Origin of the sequence: Pseudomonas sp. UME65 (genome assembly GCF_014170225.1) — a bacterium.
Lineage (GTDB): Bacteria > Pseudomonadota > Gammaproteobacteria > Pseudomonadales > Pseudomonadaceae > Aquipseudomonas > Aquipseudomonas protegens.
In genome coordinates this window covers 1,050,604-1,068,008 of record NZ_LZZQ01000013.1, presented here as the reverse complement: position 1 = coordinate 1,068,008, position 17,405 = coordinate 1,050,604, and the positions used below count along the sequence as shown (strand labels likewise).

Genomic DNA, 17,405 nt, shown 5'->3' with positions numbered 1-17,405 from the left:
TTCGCATTGATTGCCGACGCTTCAAAGCCAAATGTCCGGCCCCTAGGGCGCTACCTAGACTTACGTCCAATGGGCACCCCAGACGTTGCAGCCGACCATGCCGTGATCCGACCACAACAAATCCAAAAAGACTGCGGTAATCGTTATGAGTAAAGCGGACGCCTTCACCCAGGCCGGGAAGACCGCGGTGTTGCAGAACATCCAGGGGACCGTGCAGTTCCTGCAACGGTTCCCGCCGTTCAACCAGATGGAGCAGCTGCATCTGGCCTACCTGGTAGAACAATGCCAACTGCGCTTCTACGGCCCCGGCGACAGCATCATCAAGCCGGCCGACGGCCCGGTTGAGCACTTCTATATCGTCAAGCAGGGCCGCGTGGTGGGCGAACGCACACACGCCGCCAAGGGCAGCACCGAGACCACCTTCGAAATCACTTCCGGCGAGTGTTTCCCCCTGGCCGCGCTGCTGGGTGAGCGCGCGACCCGCACCGAGCATCGCGCCGCCGAAGATACGTTCTGCCTGCAACTGAACAAGGGCGCTTTCATCAAGCTGTTCGCCCTGTCCGCGGAGTTTCGCGACTTCGCCCTGCGTGGAGTCAGCAGCCTGCTGGACCAGGTCAACCAGCAAGTCAAACACAAAGCCGTGGAAACCCTCGGCACCCAGTATTCGCTGAACACCCGCCTGGGCGAGCTGGCCATGCGTCATCCGGTGGCCTGTTCACCGCAGACGCCGCTGCGCGAAGCCGTGGCGCTGATGCATGAGCAGCAGGTAGGCAGCATCGTCGTGGTGGACGAACGCAAGGCCCCGCTGGGGATCTTCACCCTGCGCGACTTGCGCCAGGTGGTGGCCGACGGCACCCAGGACCTCAACCAGCCCATCGAACAGCACATGACCCAGGCGCCGTTCTTCCTCAGCCCGGACCACAGCGCCTTCGACGCCGCCATCGCCATGACCGAGCGGCATATCGCCCACGTCTGCCTGGTGAAAGAACAGCGCCTGTGCGGGGTGGTTTCCGAGCGCGATCTGTTTTCCCTGCAGCGGGTCGACCTGGTGCACCTGGCGCGGACCATCCGCAACGCGCCCCGGGTCGAACACCTGGTGGCGCTGCGGGGCGAGATCGGCCAGTTGGTGGAGCGCATGCTGGCCCACGGCGCCTCCTCGACCCAGATCACCCATATCATCACCCTGCTCAACGATCACACCGTGTGCCGGGTCATCGAGCTGACCCTGGCCGACAAGGGCGACCCCGGCGTGCCTTTCAGCTGGCTGTGCTTTGGCAGTGAAGGCCGACGCGAACAGACCCTGCACACCGACCAGGACAACGGCATCCTGTTCGAGGCCCGGGACGCGGCCCACGCGGCAGAAATCCGCGGCAAGCTGCTACCCATCGCCCAGCAGATCAACCAGAGCCTGGCCATGTGCGGTTTCACCCTGTGCAAGGGCAACATCATGGCCGGCAACCCCGAGCTGTGCCTGTCCCGTGCTGAATGGGCCCGGCGCTTCGCGGCCTTCATCCGTGAGGCCACCCCGGAAAACCTGCTGGGTTCGAGCATCTATTTCGACCTGCGGGTGGTCTGGGGCGATGAACAGAGCGCCGAACAACTGCGTCGGGGCATCCTCGACCAGGTGGCGGACAACCGTCTGTTCCAACGCATGATGGCGGAAAACGCCCTGCGCCAGCGCCCGCCCGTGGGGCGTTTTCGCGAGTTCGTGCTGGCCAGGAAAAATGGCGAAAAGGCCACCCTGGACCTCAAGGTCCAGGGCCTCACCCCCTTCGTCGACGGTGCCCGGTTGCTGGCCCTGGCCAACGGCATCGGCGCGATCAATACCCTGGAGCGCCTGCGCCAGCTGGTGTCCAAACAAGTGATCGAGCCCCTGGACGGCGCCGCCTATGAAGAGGCCTATCACTTCATCCAGCAGACCCGCATGCAGCAGCACCAGCGCCAGACCCGGGAGAACCAGCCCTATTCCAACCGGGTCGACCCGGACAGCCTGAACCACCTGGACCGGCGCATCCTGCGTGAATCCCTGCGCCAGGCCCAGCGCCTGCAAAGCAGCCTGGCCTTGCGGTACCAGCTATGAGCCTGTTTGCCTGGTTCCGCCCCGCAGTCAGCCTGCTGAGTGCCGAGCAGCAACAGCGTCGCGATCGGCTACCGGCCTTCACCGAGCTGAATGAAAGCAGCCTGCGAGAGCAGCGCTGGGTAGTGGTGGACGTGGAAACCACCGGCCTCAACCTCAACCGCGACCAGGTGCTGTCCATTGGCGCGGTGGTGATCGAAGACGGTGCCATCGACTTCAGCCAGCAGTTCGAGCGCACCCTGCAACGCCAGGGCCACAAGCTCAGCCCCAGCGTACTGATCCACGGCCTGGGGCCCAGCGCCATCGCCGCCGGCTGTGATCCGGTGGAGGCCCTGCTGGATTTCATGGAGTTCGTCGGCGATAGCCCGCTGCTGGCCTTTCATGCCCCGTTCGACCAGCACATGCTCGGCCGGGCGCTGAAGGACAGCCTGGGCTACCGCCTGCAACACAGCTTCCTCGATGTAGCGGACATGGCGCCGTTGCTGTGCCCCCAGGCCCAGATCCGCGAAGCCGGGCTGGACGACTGGGTGCGCTGGTTCAACCTGCAAGTGGTGGAGCGCCATAACGCGGCGGCCGATGCCCTGGCCACCGCGGAGCTGGCGCTGATCCTGTTCAACCGCGCCCGCCAGCAGCAGATCCACAGCCCGCTGAACCTGCAACAGCGCCTGGGCCAGTGGAAACGCCGGCAGCAGGCCCCTTCGTTCTGAGCAGCCGCACTGTGGCGAGGGAGCTTGCTCCCGCTCGGTCGCGCCGCGGCCGTAGAACCTGAGTCCTGGATCTAACAGATACAACGCCTTGGGCGTGCTGCGCACGCCAACGGGAGCCAGTTCCCTCGACACAACTGGTTCCTTGCCTTGGGCACCCGCCCTCTTTCAGCCACAAGGCAGCCGACCAGCGTCAATTGCGCCACTGTTTCGCCTCTGCCACAATCGCGAATAATTCTCGTTAGTTTAAACTTCTCGATTGGTGAGTTCCGTTGTCGTCAGTCCAAAGCCCTCACAATGAGCTGGTTGGTGCGTTGTATCGCGACCATCGTGGTTGGCTGTTGGCCTGGCTACGGCGCAACGTTGCCTGCAGCCAGCGGGCCGAGGACCTGAGCCAGGACACCTTCGTGCGCCTGCTGGGCCGCGACGAACTCAAGGCGCCCCGGGAGCCGCGGGCGTTTCTGGTGGCCATCGCCAAGGGCCTGCTGTTCGACTACTTCCGCCGCGCCGCGCTGGAACAGGCTTACCTCAGCGAACTGATGCTGATCCCCGAAGGCGAACAACCGTCGCCCGAAGAACAGCAGATGATCCTCGAAGACCTCAAGGCCATCGACCGCCTGCTGGGCAAGCTCTCCAGCAAGGCGCGCATGGCCTTCCTCCATAACCGCCTCGACGGCCTGAGCCACGCCGAGATCGCCGAACGCCTGGGGGTCTCGGTGCCAAGGGTGCGCCAATACCTGGCCCAGGGCATCCGCCAGTGCTACATCGCCCTGTACGGGGAGCCGCTATGACCCCCATGAGTTCCAAGCCGGTGTCGGCCCAGGTGCTGGATGCCGCCATCGCCTGGCAGCTGTCGCTGGATGGCGGCGCCAGTGCCGTGGAGCGCGAAGAGTTTGCCAAGTGGCACGCTGCCCATGAAGAACACGCCCGCGCCTGGCGCCAGCTGGGCATGCTCGACCAGCGCTTTGGCGTGGCCACCGGCCCGGCCCGCAACGCCTTGCTGCAATCGCGCGAAGGCTTGCGCCGGCGGGTACGCAAGCTGGGTCGCGGGGTCGCCAGCGTCGTGCTGTTCGGCGGCCTGGCGCTGTTTGCCGGGGAACGCTACCTGCCGATGGACTACTGGCTGGCAGACCAGCGCACCGCCACCGGCGAGCAGCGCACCCTGCGCCTGGCCGACGGCACGGTGATCAACCTCAATACCCACAGCGCGCTGGATGTGCGCTTCGACGAGAAGCAGCGGCGGATCGTGCTTCAGGAAGGCGAGATCCTGATCGAGACCGGGCACAACGACAGCCGGCCGTTCATCGTCGAAACCCGCGACGGCCGCATGCGCGCCCTGGGCACGCGGTTCCTGGTCAAGCGCGAGGACCAGGGCACCCGCCTCGGGGTGCTGCAATCGGCGGTGGCGGCGCGGCCGCAAGCCGATCAGGACGAGCACGTGTTCAAGGAAGGCCAGCAAGTGCTGATGCGCCGCGATGGCCTCGGCCCGCTGCAGGCCCTGAACCTGGGGGCCGACGCCTGGACCCGGGGCATGCTGGTGGTGGACAACGCCCGGCTCGGTGACCTGATCGATGAGCTGGGCCGTTACCGCCGTGGTCACCTGGGCGTCGCACCGGAACTGGCCGACCTGCGGATCACCGGCAGTTTCCCGTTGCAGGACACGGACCTCGCGCTCAATGCCCTGCTGCCGACCCTGCCGGTGAAGATCGAACGGCACACTCCCTGGTGGGTGACGGTGGTGGCCAAGGCCGACGCCAAGCACTGAGGTCGGTGTCGCAGCCTTCGCCGGCGAGCTGGCTCCTGCACCGATCCCGTAGGAGCTGGCTTGCCGGCGAATTAGCCTTAATCAGTCTAAATCTAAATTATTTTCAATCCGCCCCTATCACTTTTCCAATCTCGTCCGGCACCTAGGCAATTGCGAAACATTTCCATTCAGGAGCCGCCGTATGTCCCGCCCGCTAGACACCCTGTTGCGCCCCAGTCTCTTGGCCGTTGCCATCGCCCTCTGCGCCCCCCTGGCCAGCCCGGCGCTGATGGCTGCCGAACAGTCCACCAGCGTGCGCGCCTACAACCTGCCGGCCGCACCGCTGGCCAGCACCCTGAACCAGATCGCCAGCCAGGCCGGCCTGGCCCTGAGCCTGAATCCATCCCTGGCGGCGGGCAAGACTTCGGCCCCGGTCAAGGGCCAGTTCGATGCGCCGGGCGCCCTGCGTGAGGCCCTGCGTGGCACCGGCCTGCAACTGGAGCACAGCAGCGCCGGCACCTACAGCCTGGTGGCGACACCGGAAGGCGTGGTGGCCTTGCCGCAAACCAATATCAGCGGCCAGAGCAGCTATGAAACGGCGTGGGGTCCAGTCGAGGGTTACATGGCCAAGCGCACTGCCGTCGGCACCAAGACCGATACCGAACTGCGTGAAGTGCCTCGCTCCATCTCCGTCGCTACCCGTGAGCAGATGAGCGACCGTGCGGTACAGAACCTCGACGATGCCGTGCGCTACATGCCCGGCGTCACCGCCAGCAGCTACGGCAGCGACAGCCGCGCCGAGTGGCTGAAGGTGCGGGGCTTCGAACCCACCCAGTTCCTCGATGGCCTGCCCCTGCCAAAGGGCACCTACACCATGCCCAAGCTGGAAACCTGGGACCTGGAGCGTGTAGCCCTGCTCCGCGGCCCGGCGTCTTCGGTCTACGGCCAGACACCACCTGGGGGCTTGCTGGACATGGTCAGCCGCCGCCCGGAAGACAGCAGCAGCCACGAAGTGCAACTGCAGATCGGCAGTTACCAGCGCAAGCAGATCAGCTTCGACAGCACCGGCCCCATCGATGACGAAGGGCGTTTCCTGTATCGCGTCAGCGGCGTGGTCCGCGACAGCAACACCGCCATCGAGCACAACCAGGACAAGCGTTACAACCTGGCCCCCAGCCTGACCTGGAACATTGACGAAGACACCAAGCTGACCTTCCTCAGCCAGTTCAATCGTGACGATACCGGCATCACCAGCCAGTTCCTGCCGTTGCAGGGCACCAAACTGGCGAGCCCGGCGGGCGAGATCAAGTACCACAAGAACCTTGGCGATCCGAGCTGGGAATACTACGACAAGACCTACTACGCACTGGGTTACGCCTTCGAGCACCGCCTGGATGACGTCTGGCAGTTCCGCCAGAACCTGCGCTACACCAAGAGCGATCTGTCGTTCCAGGGCATTACCGCCGGTGGCAGCTACTGGCCCAACAAGCCCGACCAGGCGGTGAGTGCCGACGGCACCGTGCGCCGTGGCGCCAACATCGTCAACGAGGACATCAGCCAGTTCGCCGTGGACAACAACTTCCAGGCCGACTTCGACACCGGCGAGCTCAAGCACACCCTGTTGCTGGGCCTGGACTACCAGCGCGTCAACACCAACTACAAGTGGCTGTACGGTGAAGCGCCCACCAGCAACATCATCAACCCGGTCTACGGTCAGGATTTCAGCAAAGTCGCCTACTTTGCCTACAACGACTACAACCAGAAGCGCCAGGGCACCGGCCTCTACGTCCAGGACCAGATGGCCCTGGACAACTGGCGCCTGACCCTGGGCGGGCGCCAGGACTGGCTGCACACCGAATCCCGGTTCTACAACATCGCCAACAAGCCCCACGATGAGCGCAACGACCAGGCCTTCACCGGCAACGCGGCCCTCAGCTACGTCTTCGATTCCGGCTTCACCCCTTACATCTCCTACGCCGAATCCTTCCAGGCCGAACCCGGCGGCAACGCCAAGGGCCAGGCCTTCGAGCCCAGCACCGGCAAGCAATACGAACTGGGCCTCAAGTACCAGCCTCCTGGCAGCGACATGCTGTTCACTGCCGCGGTGTACGACCTGACCCGGCAGAACATCGTCCTTACCGACAGCCTGGGTGTCAGCCGGCCCCTGGGGGAAGCCAAGGTCCGTGGTTTCGAGCTGGAAGCGGTGGGCAACGTCAATGAGAACCTCAAGCTGACGGCGGCCTATACCTACGCCAACAGCAAGATGACCAAGGTCGGCGACCCTCAGGACAAGAACCGCCCACTGCCATTGACCCCGGAAAACCAGGCCTCGATCTGGGCCGACTACACCTGGCACAACGGCTTGCTGGACGGCTTCGGCGTAGGCTTCGGCGCCCGCTATATCGGCGAGACCAACAACGTGCCGGCAGGCAACCTGGCCTATGTCGCGCGCAAATCCGACGGCGATACCGCGTCCTACACCGTGTATGACGCCGCGGTGCACTACGATCTCGGCCGCCTGGACAGCTCGCTCAAGGGCGCCAGCGTGGCCCTCAACGCCAACAACGTGTTCGACAAGGAATACATGTCGACCTGCGACGGCACCTACTGCTACTACGGCGACCGCCGCAACGTCATGGCCAGCGTGAATTACAAATTCTAAGAAGGGAAAACCCTCGCCGAAGGGCCGCCTGAACCGCGGCCCTTTTGCCATTGGAGCCTCGATGAAAAGCAAGACAATCCGCCGCTGGTCCTTTATCCACACCTGGACCAGCCTGATCTGCACGGTGTTCCTGCTGATGCTGGCGCTCACTGGCCTGCCGCTGATCTTCCACCACGAGATCGACCACCTGCTGGGCGATTCCCCCGAACTGCGGGAGATGCCTGCCGACACCCCGCACCTGGACCTGCAACAGCTGGTCAAGGCCGCCGAGGCTCATCGCCCGGGTGAGGTCATGCAGTACTTCGGCTGGGACGAGGACGAACCCAATGGCGTGATGACCATCATGGCCAGGACCGCCGGCACCGAGCCCAACGCCTCCCACACCTTCATGCTCGACGCCCGCACCGGCGAGGCCGTGGCCATGCCCTCGGCCAATGGCGGGTTGATGATGGTCATGCTGCGCCTGCATGTGGACATGTTCGCCGGGCTGCCGGGCAAGCTGCTGCTGGCCTTCATGGGCATCCTCTTCGTGCTGGCGATCATCTCCGGCACGGTGCTCTACCTGCCGTTCATGCGCCGCCTGAAGTTCGCCACGGTGCGCCAGGACAAGTCCAGCCGCCTGCGCTGGCTCGACCTGCACAACCTGATCGGCGTGGTAACCCTGACCTGGGCCCTGGTGGTGGGCGTTACCGGCGTGATCAGCGCTTGTGCCGACCTGATCATCGCCGCCTGGCGCAACGACAGCCTCAGCGCCATGGTCGCGCCCTACCGCGACGCGCCGCCACTGACCTCACTGGCGCCGGCCAGCCGCCTGCTGGATATCGCCAGGGAAGCCGCCCCGGGCATGCAGCCGGACTTCATCGCCTTCCCCGGCACACGCTTTTCCAGCGAGCATCACTACGCGGTGTTCCTCAAGGGCAGCAGCCACCTGACTTCGCACCTGCTGACCCCGGTGCTGATCGACGCCAGTAGCCTGCAGGTCACCGCCGTGGCCGGGCGGCCCTGGTACATGGACGCCATGGGCATGTCCCAGCCGCTGCATTTCGGCGACTACGGCGGCATGCCGATGAAGGTGCTGTGGGCGGCGATGGACGTGCTGACCATCATTGTCCTGGGCAGCGGCCTGTACCTGTGGCTAGCCCGCCGGCGAGCCGGCAAGTCGATGCCGCAGGTGCGCCCATGAAACCCCGGCAATCGAACTTCTGGAAGGTCTTCGCCGCGCCCCTGGGCATTGGCCTGCTCTGCGCCGCCGGGTTGTTCGCGGCGCTACTGGGAGACGGGGCCTGGGACAGCCTGAGCTGGCTGGGCCTGGGCCTACCGACGCTGATCGCCCTGCGCGGCCTGTTGCGGCGCAAGCCGGCGGCCTGAACCTGGCGCCGGGAAACCACGCCACAGGTACATCGAGAGCCCGAGGCCGATCAGCATCACCGGGATGAACAGGCGATTTTCCAGCAGCGCCTCGATGGCCACCAGCACGCTGAACAACGCCAGCCCCAGCAGCGGCACATAGCTGGCCGCCAGGCTCCAGCGCCAGGGCTGGGTCACCGGGTCGGGCCCGCGCCAGGCCAGCAGTGCGCAGCCCAGGCCCGGCAGGGCCAGTGCCGGCAGGGCCCAGTACCAGGCCATGTAGGCGAACGCCATGACCAGCTCCGGCTCCCCTTCACCCTTGCGGCGGAACTCGTATTGCAAGGCCAGATACACCGCCAGCGCGCCCAACAGAGTCAGGGCCAGGCTGTACAACCCGTGTAGAAGATAGGACCTGCGCACTCATCACTCCTCGTCTGTATCGCCAATCGCCCCTGTGGCCAATGCCACAGGCTGCGCTAAGATCCCCGGGCTGCGAGACTTCCACCCGCGAGGAATATTCATGTCCACCCCAAGCATGACGCTGTTCCACAACCCGGCATCACCTTACGTACGCAAAGTCATGGTGCTGCTGCATGAAACCGGGCAGTTGAACCGGGTCGCCCTGCAAGCCAGCCAGTTGAGCCCGGTAGCTCCGGACGCCGCGCTGAACCAGGACAACCCCCTGGGCAAGATCCCCGCCCTGCGCCTGGACAACGGCCAGGTGCTGTACGACAGCCGGGTAATCCTCGACTACCTGGACCAGCAGCACGTCGGCAACCCGCTGATCCCCCGGGACGGCTCGGCCCGCTGGCGGCGCCTGACGCTCGCGGCCCTGGCCGACGGGATCATGGACGCCTCGGTACTGGTGCGCTACGAGCTGGCCCTGCGTGCCCCGGAAAAACACTGGGAACAGTGGCTCGACGGCCAGCGCGACAAGATCCGCCGAGCCCTGGCGGTTCTCGAAGCCGAAGCGATTGCCGAACTGGCCAGCCACTTCGATATTGCCGCCATCAGCGTTGCCTGCGCCCTGGGCTACCTGGATTTCCGCCACCCCGACCTGGAATGGCGCCAGGACCATCCCCAGCTGGCCGCCTGGTACTTCGAGATCAGCCAGCGCCCGTCGATGCTGGCGACCCGGCCGCCGGTCTAATCGGTCAGGCGATCGGGCCTCTTCGTCGGCAAGCCGGCTCCTGCAGCACGGGGCATGGCTTGCTGGCGTACCAGCCACCAGGCATCGAGCGGAAACAACTGGCCGATGCGCTGCGCCAGATGCTCCCGCTGGCGCTGATCTTCACGCAAACCCAATGACCTACTCATGGACGGCCTCCAGATCGAACTGCAAAGTCTGCGCTGCCTTGCGCTGGCCAATGCCATACCAGTCCAGCTTGCGGGTCAGCACCATGAACACGCCCAACAGCCCGAACAGCAGCAGCGAGCCCATCAGCAGCGCGTAATCCTCGGCGCTGAGCAGGCCATAGAGCAGGCCGTACAAGGCCGCCAGCGCGATCGCGAACAGCGCGCCGTTACGCCAGCTGTGCAGCACATGGCTGACATAGAAGCCGATCAGCCCCACACAGGCTGCCGCTGATACGCCATAGGCCAGCGCAAAGCCCAGGTGCTCCGATAGCGACAGCAGCAACAGGTAGAAGAACGCCAGGGCCACGCCCACCAACCCGTACTGGATCGGGTGCACCGACAGGCTCTTGAGTACCTCGAAGAGAAAGAAGCCGGCGAAGGTCAGGCCGATGAACAGCAAGGCGTATTTGATGGCCCGGTCGCTCTTCAGGTACTGGTCCACCGGGTCGATGAAACTCACGCCGAAGCTGCGGCCGTTGAAGTCCTGGCATTGCGTGCCGAATGCGCAACGCTCCATGGCCTGTTCCAGGTTGGTGGAGAAGAACGAGGTCTGCCAGATGGCTGAAAAGCCCTGCTCGGTCACTTCACGCTGCACCGGCAGGTAGTTGCCGATAAAGCTCGGGTGCGGCCAGTTGGCCGTCAGCAGGACCTTGCTGGTCTTGCCCACCGGCAGCACCTGCAACTGGCCGGTGCCCTGCAGGCGCAGGTCGAAGGCGAAATCCAGGCGGGTGTTCTTTTTCAGGTCCAGGGGCGGCAGCAGCACATGCACGCCTTCATCCAGCCAACTGACAAAGGTGCCCGGGGCGAAGTCCAGGGTCTGGCCGTTGAGTTGCAGTTGCAGGGCGTTCTCGATGCCGCGGATATCGCTGATGCCCACCGCCAGGAAGGGCTGGTCGAACTGGTAGTCGGCAAAATCTTCCTTGATCCCGTATTGCTCGGGCACGGCGAAATGGCCGCTGATGTGATTGTCGGCGTGGAACAGCCGAGCCTCGTAGATGCCCCGGGCACGCAGCTCGGTCTGGGCCTTGCCGTCCAGCTCGAAGTGTTCCGGCAGGAAGAACATGCGCCCTTGCTCCTCGCCGATTTCCTGATAGCGCTTCTTGGTCTTTTCGTCGGTCTTCCAGGTGCGCACGGTCTTGCGGTAATCCACCACCATCACCGGGCCGCGGATCTGCTGCTGGGTGCTGGAGCTGCGGGCAATATCGTCGAGCACGCCGTCGCGCAGGCTCTGGCGCTCGCTGATCAGGCCGCTGATCATCAGCAGCGGTATCAGCAACAGCAGGATCAACAGGCCAATGGCCCCGAGTTTGAAGGTCAGGTTGCGGTTCATGAGGCTCTCCCGGTTCGAATGGAGGAGAGTCTGGAACGCGGCTATGGGGGTTTTATGGAAGCAATGTGGAGAGTCTGTGGAGAATCCCCGCTCAGGGCAGGCGCAAGGTCACCTGCACCCCGCCCGGAACGTTGTCGATACGCATCTGGCCGCCATGCAACTGCACCACTTCCTCGACGAAGTTCAGCCCCAGGCCGGTGCTCTTGCGTCCGCTGTCCGGGCGCGGCAGGGAATAGAACCGCTCGCACAGGCGCGGCAGGGCATAGTCCGGAATCGGCTCGCCCTGGTTGAACAGCACCAGCTCCACGCCCTCCTCCACAGGTTGCGCGCTGCAACGCAACAGGCCGCCCACGGGGCTGAAGTCCAGGGCATTGGTCAGCAGGTTGCCCAGGGCCTGGCGCAGCAGGAACGGCTCGCCGGACCAGGCCAGGTCCGCCGGCACCCGAAGTTCCACCTGCAGTTGCTTGCCTTCGATACGCCCGTGCTGGCTGTTCAGCAGCTCCTTGCACAACGGCGCCAGGGGCACATTCACCCGCTCTTCCAGGCCCTGGCGCTGCTCCACCTGCGCCAGGTTCAGCAGGCGCTCGATCAACTGCTGCATGCGCGCGCTTTCGCTGTCGATATTGCCGACGAAACGCTGGCGCTGTTCCAGGGGCATTTCGCCCTGCAGCAGCTCCGCCGCCCCGCGAATCGCCGCCAGGGGGCTTTTCAGTTCGTGGGTCAGGGTATGCACGTAGCGCTCGACGTAGGCCTTGCCTTCGAGCTGGGTGCGCATGTGTTCCACCGCCGTGGCCAACTGCTCCATTTCACCGCCGCGATAGTGCGGCAACTCGGCCCGGCGCCCTTCGCTGACCGCCAGGGCATAGGCGGTCATGCGCCGCAGCGCGGCGCTCAGCCACCAGGACAGCAAGGCACCGAACAGCAGGCCCATGGCGATCAGCCCGGCGCCGTACCACAGCAGGCGCCGCTCGGTGCGGTCGACATAGGGCTGCAGGGAACTGTTGGGCTTGGCCACGGTGACCACGCCGATGATCTGGCCGTTGTCGCGGATCGGCGCACCCACATGCATCACCGAGGAATTGGGATCGTCGGCCAGCGAGCGCGACGAGCGCGCGCCGTACTGGCCGCGCAGGGTCAGGTACACGTCGTTCCAGCGCGAATAGTCCTGGCCCACCGCCAGGCCGCTGGAATCCAGGACCACGATGCCCTTGGCGTCGGTTACGTAGATGCGGTGGTTGACCTGATTCTTCGGCAGGCCCCAGATGGTCGCCGCCGGTTGCCGCTCGCCATAGGCACGCAACAGCTGCGGCCAGCGGTTCTCGCTGAGGGTGCCGGCCTTGAAGTCATCCCGCAGGATCTCCGCCAGCAGGTTGGCGGTGTCCACCAGGGTTTCCTCGGTGGACTGGCGGACCCCGGGACGAATCTCCTTCATCACCGTGCTCAGCACGAAATAGCCGGTCAGGCTGATGAACAGCAAATAGACCAGGAAGATCCGCAGCCCCAAGGTCATCAGGCGTGGCTCGGGCTGTAGCTGTAGCCCAGGCCGCGATGGGTCTGGATCGGTTCGGCCTGGGCCGCCACCAGGCGCAGCTTGGCCCGCAGGCTTTTGATATGGCTGTCGATGTTGCGCTCATAGCCCACATCCGCCATTACCCCCAGGGCGTCCAGCAACTGCTCGCGGCTGAACACCCGCTCGGGCTGTTCCAGCAGGCATTGCAGCAGGCGGAACTCATGCCGGGTCAGGCTCAGGGGCTGGCCACGGTAACTGATCTGCACCCGCTCAGGGTCAATCACGAACAACGCCGCGACCGCCTCGGGAGCCACCCGCGGGACCATGCGCTTGAGGATCGCCTTGACCCGCGCCGCCACTTCCCGCGGGCTGAAGGGCTTGACCACATAATCGTCGGCACCGATTTCCAGGCCCACCACCCGGTCGATCTCGCCGTCCCGGGCACTGAGGAACATCACCGGCACCTCGCTGAAGCGCCGCAGTTGCTTGCAGGTTTCGAAGCCGCTGATATCCGGCAGGCCGATGTCGAGGATGATCAGGTCCGCCGGGCTCGCCTGTTGATGCTCCAGGGCCGCACGGCCCAGGCTCAGCCAGGTGGTAGTGAAGCCTTCGCCTTGCAGGGCAAAGATCAGGGTGTCGGCAATCGCCGCTTCGTCTTCGACAATCAGGATATGGGGCATGGCATCCAAGCACGCAAATTCAGTGGGCGAACGGTGCCGGATGCCTGGTAAGTCGTCAATCAGCAGTCGGGTTTATCGGCGGTATAACGCCGCGCCGGGTTCACCGCCGCACCGAATTCGCGCAGGGCCTTGGCGCCAATCAGCAGCGGGTAGTTGAAGCTGCTGCGGTCGGTGAGGTTGACCTCCACCGTGCGCTTGACGTTGCCCAGGCACATTTCCAGTTCCACCACCGGGCGCTTGGCTGCCTGCGGCTCTTCCCGGTCATCGTCCTCGTCGGAACGGCTCTTGATCTTGCTGATGCGCGCCACCTTGTGTTCGTAGACCTTGCTGCCAGCGTCCTTGGTGGCCAGGCGGAAGCGCACCCAGTCCTCGCCATCGCGGGTGAAGGTCTGGATATCCTTGGCCGATAGCGAAGCGGTCAGGGCCCCGGTGTCCATCTTGGCTTGCAGGGTTTCGCCGATTTCCGGCAGGCGGATGTATTCGTAACGGCCATACAGGGTCGGCTCGGCAGCCATCACCGGCAGTGCCAACAGAGACACGAGAGCAAGGACAGATTTCACGACGGTGGATTCCTTGAAGAAAATGGGCAGCGGGATTTTAGACCGCTGCCAACGAATTGGTTCTACCCGAGCCCCGTAGGAGCCGGCTTGCCGGCGAAAGGGCCCCGATAGACACGCCAGCCAATTGCCACCCACCCTACCCGCCCCCAGGTGAAACATTCGTCAGCACACTAGAATTTGGCCTGCCCGCCGAAGCTGCTTATCATGGCGCGCCCAAAAGATTGCAAAGAGTGCCTTATGCGCCGCCTGCTCACCGGCTGTTTCGTCACCCTGCTCCTGCTGCTCAACACCCTGGTGCTGTTCGGCCCGTTGATGGTGTTCGCCCTGCTCAAGCTGGTCCTGCCCGGGCGCCTGCGTGACTACGCCTCGGCCGCGGTGATGTGGATCGCCGAGACCTGGGCCGAGATCGACAAGCTGATCTTCGCCCTGTGCATCCCCACCCGCTGGGACATACGCGGCGGCGAGGGCCTGCGGGTCGACACCTCCTACCTGGTGGTGAGCAACCACCAATCCTGGGTCGACATCCCGGCCCTGATCCAGACCCTCAACCGGCGCACGCCGTTCTTCAAGTTCTTCCTCAAGAAGGAACTGATCTGGGTGCCGTTCCTGGGGCTGGCCTGGTGGGCCCTGGACTACCCCTTCATGAAGCGCTACAGCAAGGCCTTCCTGGCCAAGCACCCGGAACTGCAAGGCAAGGACCTGGAAATCACCAAGGCTGCCTGCGAGCTGTTCAAGCGCCAGCCGGTGACCGTGGTCAACTACCTGGAGGGCACCCGCTTCACCCCGGCCAAGCGCCAGCAGCAGGGCTCGCCCTTCCAGCACCTGCTCAAGCCCAAGGCTGGCGGCGTGGCCTTTGTCCTCGCGGCCATGGGCGAACAGCTGGACGCCATGCTGGATGTCACCGTGGTCTATCCCCAGGAACGCATTCCCGGTTTCTGGGACCTGATCTGCGGCAGCGTGCCCAAGGTGATCATCGACATCCGCACCCGCGAACTGGACCCCGCGCTGTGGCAGGGCGATTACGAAAACGACCCGGCGTTCCGCCAGCAGGTGCAGGACTGGGTCAACCGGCTGTGGACCGACAAGGACCAGCGCATCAGCGAGTTGCTGGGCGAAAGCCGCTGATCAATCGCTGATCACGTGGGGCAGGAAGCGGCTGCTGTCCTTGGTGATCGGCGAGTTGTCCTCACGAATGCCGATACCCGCCGGCTGGTCCCCGATCACCCAACTGCCGATCACCGTGTGGTTGCCGGCAAACACCGGCAAGGGGTGGAACTGCTGGCGGATGCAGGGCCCGCCGCCGTAGGGCCCGGCCTCGATCAAATGCTCGCCGCCTTCGGTGCAGATTTCCACATTGGCGCCCTCTCGGGAAAAGAACGGCTTGCGCACCCACCCCGGGCCCAGGCTGGCGGCGGGGTCGTCGTCGATAAACGCCGGCAGCAGGTTCGGGTGCCCCGCATGCCGTTCCCAGAGCAGGGCCAGCGCGCCCTTGTTGGAGAGAATGGCTTTCCACGGCGGCTCGACAAACTGCGTGCGGCTGCCGGCAATGGCCGGGCCAAAGGCTTCGTTGAACAGGTGCTCCCAGGGGTAGAGCTTGAACAGGCTGTCGATGGGGGCGCCCAGCAGGTCGACGAAACGCCCGCCGGCATTCAGACCGATGTCCTCGATGTCGAGCAACCGCGTCCCCAGGCCAGCCTGACGGGCAATGTCGCGCAGGTATTCGACCGTGCCGCGGTCTTCGAGCGAATCCCTGACCGAGGCAAAGTGCATCGGCGACTTGAAGTCGCCCTGGACGAAGGCCTGGAGCAGCTTGTCCTCGATGCTGTTGAACTGGTCGCAGCCGGCCGGCAATTGCCCGCGCTGCATCTGCTGTTCGAGCCAGACGTACTGGAAGAAGCTCGCCTCGTACAGCGAGGTCGGCGTGTCGTAGTTGGTTTCCAGGAGCTTGGCCGGGCCGGTGCCGTCGTAGCACAGGTCCATGCGCCCATAGAGGTGGGGGTCGCCCTGCTTCCATGACTGGCGGATCAACTCATGAAAGGCCGCAGGGATAGCCAGGCGCTCCAGCAGTTCCTCGCTGTCCACCACCTCGGCCACCAGGGCCATGCACAGCTCGTGCAGTTCCTGGGTCGGGTCTTCCAGGTCGTCCTCGATCTGCCGCAGGCTGAAGCGGTAGTAGGCCGACTCGTCCCAGTAAGGCTCACCGTCGAAGGTGTGGAAGGCAAAACCCAGTTGCTCCGCCGTGGCTTGCCAGTCCGCACGCGGGGTGCTGGGGATGCGCTTCAAGAACCGAAGCTCCAACTGCTGCGGCTGGAGGAACCGAAGCCGCTGCGGCTGACCACTTCATGGGCGCCGGCCAGCGGGTTGCCGGCGCTGGTGAAGTGTTCCGGGCTGGATATCCCGAAGCGCCCGCCACTGGCGCCAGAGAAGGTCTTGCCAGCCTCCACCTGCTGGCTGAGGGTGCTCAGCTGGGTACCGCCACGACCATCGCGCTGCTTGTACAGGGCCTCGCTGAAATAGCGCGGTTCAGGGGTCGAATCCAGGCCGATCCAGCGCCAGAAGCGCGAGCCCGAGCTGGAGCCACCACCACCACCACCACCACTGGAGCTGGTCTGTTGTTCTTCTTCGGGCTTGTCCGGCACCGTGCGCTGGGAGGTCAGGGCAAAACCGCTGGAAATCGGTACATAGGCTCGGTTATCGCGCGAGACCATGCAGTTGGCGGTGACGAAATCCTCCTCGCAACGTTGCAGGTCCAGGTAACGCGGGGCCACACGCTCCCCACGTTCGCGGGCGTCATCGCGGGCGGCCTGGCAAATGGCGGACGGAATCTGTGCCCGTTCGCATTCGCTGACGCTGCTGAAATTCTGGGTCTGGCGCACTTCCCGGGTCGCCTGGGGCTGGCCGTCACAGGCGGCCAGGGCAAACGGCACGCTGCCCAGCAACACCAGGCGCACGCTCTTGCTGCGTTTCATGGCCGCGCCCTCAGACCGAAGGGGTCATGCAGGCCGCGTTCAGCAGGCCGACACCGACAGAAACCGATGCCACCAGGATCGCCGCCGCGTACTCCTGGCTGGCAATGCGCCGGGACAGGCCCTTGAGGATCAGGCTGACCACAAAGAACGCCAGCAGCTGCACCACCGCGGCGATGCCGGCCCAGAGCAGGAAGTCGATGATCGAGATTGAATGGGAAATAGCGCTGGCCACCGGAATGGCAAAGCCCAGCAAGGCACCGGACAGGGCGATGGAAGCCGCGCTGTTGCCCTCGCGGATCAGGGCGAATTCGTTATAGGGGGTCAGGCGCGTATAGATGAACGCATAGAGGGCAAACACCAGGGCCGCGCCCAGCATGTAGAGCATGAAACCGAGCACCGCATCGGCGGGCAGAGACATCTTCAGTGCATCCATGAACATCGCGTTCGAACTTCCTTGGAAAACGGG

The 17,405-nt window shown here is 64.7% G+C and carries 18 protein-coding genes; 9 read left to right on the top strand and 9 right to left on the bottom strand.

Translation table 11 applies throughout. The features are described 5' to 3' along the window. Positions 1-145 precede the first annotated feature (145 nt). The 7 genes from A9971_RS19800 (at position 146) to A9971_RS19770 (ending at position 8,555) form a co-directional block, all read left to right on the top strand. On the top strand, positions 146-2,080 hold the full coding sequence (locus tag A9971_RS19800) for a putative nucleotidyltransferase substrate binding domain-containing protein (protein WP_183001121.1): 1,935 nt from the start codon (positions 146-148) through the stop codon (positions 2,078-2,080). Continuing rightward, positions 2,077-2,784, top strand: coding sequence for a PolC-type DNA polymerase III (locus A9971_RS19795; RefSeq protein ID WP_011063878.1), 708 nt, complete (start codon positions 2,077-2,079; stop codon positions 2,782-2,784). Before A9971_RS19800 ends, A9971_RS19795 begins: the two co-directional genes overlap by 4 nt. Positions 2,785-3,053: 269 nt before the next feature. Further along, positions 3,054-3,572, top strand: coding sequence for an RNA polymerase sigma factor (locus A9971_RS19790; protein WP_183001123.1), 519 nt, complete (start codon positions 3,054-3,056; stop codon positions 3,570-3,572). Further along, positions 3,569-4,546: a FecR domain-containing protein gene (locus A9971_RS19785; RefSeq protein WP_183001125.1), complete on the top strand. Its 978-nt coding sequence runs from the start codon at positions 3,569-3,571 to the stop codon at positions 4,544-4,546. Before A9971_RS19790 ends, A9971_RS19785 begins: the two co-directional genes overlap by 4 nt. A gap of 181 nt (positions 4,547-4,727) precedes the next feature. Then, positions 4,728-7,187, top strand: coding sequence for a TonB-dependent siderophore receptor (locus A9971_RS19780; protein ID WP_077934888.1), 2,460 nt, complete (start codon positions 4,728-4,730; stop codon positions 7,185-7,187). A gap of 61 nt (positions 7,188-7,248) precedes the next feature. Continuing rightward, positions 7,249-8,370 carry a PepSY domain-containing protein gene (locus tag A9971_RS19775; protein WP_053154262.1) on the top strand — a complete coding sequence of 374 codons (1,122 nt, stop codon included), beginning with the start codon at positions 7,249-7,251 and terminating at the stop codon, positions 8,368-8,370. Continuing rightward, positions 8,367-8,555 (top strand): hypothetical protein, encoded by a 189-nt coding sequence (locus A9971_RS19770; RefSeq protein WP_011063883.1) that lies wholly within the window; start codon positions 8,367-8,369, stop codon positions 8,553-8,555. The genes A9971_RS19775 and A9971_RS19770 overlap by 4 nt, the downstream gene beginning before the upstream one ends. Here A9971_RS19770 and A9971_RS19765 read toward each other — a convergent pair. Further along, positions 8,502-8,954 (bottom strand): hypothetical protein, encoded by a 453-nt coding sequence (locus A9971_RS19765; RefSeq protein ID WP_011063884.1) that lies wholly within the window; start codon positions 8,952-8,954, stop codon positions 8,502-8,504. The two genes, A9971_RS19770 and A9971_RS19765, sit on opposite strands and share 54 nt — an antisense overlap. Before the next feature lie 100 nt (positions 8,955-9,054). On the opposite strand from A9971_RS19765, the gene A9971_RS19760 reads away from it, so the two are divergent. Beyond that, on the top strand, positions 9,055-9,684 hold the full coding sequence (locus A9971_RS19760) for a glutathione S-transferase (RefSeq protein WP_011063885.1): 630 nt from the start codon (positions 9,055-9,057) through the stop codon (positions 9,682-9,684). Here the strand turns inward: A9971_RS19760 and A9971_RS19755 are convergent. From A9971_RS19755 to A9971_RS19735, 5 genes are all read right to left on the bottom strand, one after another. Further along, entirely contained in the window at positions 9,681-9,851 is a 171-nt protein-coding gene (locus A9971_RS19755; RefSeq protein WP_155246651.1) for a hypothetical protein, read from the bottom strand. The genes A9971_RS19760 and A9971_RS19755 overlap by 4 nt on opposite strands. Next, a complete protein-coding gene (creD, locus tag A9971_RS19750; RefSeq protein ID WP_077934889.1) occupies positions 9,844-11,220 on the bottom strand; it encodes a cell envelope integrity protein CreD in 1,377 nt (458 codons plus the stop codon). Before creD ends, A9971_RS19755 begins: the two co-directional genes overlap by 8 nt. Positions 11,221-11,311: 91 nt before the next feature. Next, positions 11,312-12,730, bottom strand: coding sequence for a two-component system sensor histidine kinase CreC (creC, locus tag A9971_RS19745; protein WP_019094051.1), 1,419 nt, complete (start codon positions 12,728-12,730; stop codon positions 11,312-11,314). Next, positions 12,730-13,410: a two-component system response regulator CreB gene (gene creB, locus A9971_RS19740; RefSeq protein WP_011063888.1), complete on the bottom strand. Its 681-nt coding sequence runs from the start codon at positions 13,408-13,410 to the stop codon at positions 12,730-12,732. Before creB ends, creC begins: the two co-directional genes overlap by 1 nt. A gap of 59 nt (positions 13,411-13,469) precedes the next feature. Beyond that, positions 13,470-13,970: an ATP-dependent zinc protease gene (locus A9971_RS19735; protein WP_011063889.1), complete on the bottom strand. Its 501-nt coding sequence runs from the start codon at positions 13,968-13,970 to the stop codon at positions 13,470-13,472. A 237-nt stretch (positions 13,971-14,207) separates the two neighbouring features. Between A9971_RS19735 and A9971_RS19730 the strand changes: the two genes are divergently transcribed. Then, positions 14,208-15,095: an acyltransferase gene (locus A9971_RS19730; RefSeq protein WP_011063890.1), complete on the top strand. Its 888-nt coding sequence runs from the start codon at positions 14,208-14,210 to the stop codon at positions 15,093-15,095. Here the strand turns inward: A9971_RS19730 and A9971_RS19725 are convergent, their stop codons facing one another. Genes A9971_RS19725 through A9971_RS19715 form a run of 3 tightly spaced genes read right to left on the bottom strand, consistent with a single transcriptional unit; the run spans position 15,096 to position 17,378 of the window. Continuing rightward, positions 15,096-16,253 carry a glutathionylspermidine synthase family protein gene (locus tag A9971_RS19725; RefSeq protein ID WP_183001127.1) on the bottom strand — a complete coding sequence of 386 codons (1,158 nt, stop codon included), beginning with the start codon at positions 16,251-16,253 and terminating at the stop codon, positions 15,096-15,098. Next, positions 16,250-16,939: a DUF1190 domain-containing protein gene (locus A9971_RS19720; RefSeq protein WP_183001129.1), complete on the bottom strand. Its 690-nt coding sequence runs from the start codon at positions 16,937-16,939 to the stop codon at positions 16,250-16,252. The genes A9971_RS19725 and A9971_RS19720 overlap by 4 nt, the downstream gene beginning before the upstream one ends. 10 nt (positions 16,940-16,949) lie before the next feature. Further along, positions 16,950-17,378, bottom strand: coding sequence for a DUF350 domain-containing protein (locus A9971_RS19715; protein WP_183001131.1), 429 nt, complete (start codon positions 17,376-17,378; stop codon positions 16,950-16,952). Between the last annotated feature and the right edge of the window lie 27 nt (positions 17,379-17,405).